This window comes from Vibrio sp. 378, assembly GCF_033339435.1.
Map to the genome: position 1 here is coordinate 1 of NZ_JAWOUO010000910.1, position 576 is coordinate 576.

Annotated in this window: 1 protein-coding gene; it reads left to right on the top strand. The window is 48.1% G+C overall.

What is annotated here, in order from left to right:
* A partial coding sequence (locus tag R7Q48_RS29550; RefSeq protein WP_318133929.1) for an RNB domain-containing ribonuclease occupies positions 1–576 on the top strand: 576 nt, incomplete at both ends.

Below are 576 nucleotides of genomic sequence, written 5' to 3' on the forward strand. Positions count from 1 at the left end.
AAATCACTGACGCTGACGACAAAATCGCACCGTGGTGGGTAACGCTAGCGCAAAACGATCTACCAAACTCAGAACCTGCTGGCATTGAGAACTGGGAATTAAAAGATGACGCCGATCTAGAGCGCATCGACATGACTCATGTTCCTTTCGTCACAATCGATGGTGAATCAACCAAAGATATGGATGACGCGTTGTACGCGAAGAAAACCGAATCTGGTGATTTTGAGTTAACTATCGCGATTGCTGACCCAACTGCTTACATCACACCTGAAGACGAAATGGATAAAGTCGCGCGTGAGCGTGGTTACACCATTTATCTACCAGGCCGTAACATCCCGATGTTACCTCGCGACCTAGCGGACAACCTATGCTCTCTAATTGAAGGCGAAATCCGCCCAGCAATCTGCTGCACCGTAACAGTGAGCAAAGACGGTGTGATTGGTGACGATATCAAATTCTTCGCTGCAAACATCAAGTCACACGCGCGCCTAGCATACGATCACGTTTCTGATTGGCTAGAAAACGGCAACTCTGACGCATGGCAACCTTCAGAAGAAATCGCAACTATCGTACGTG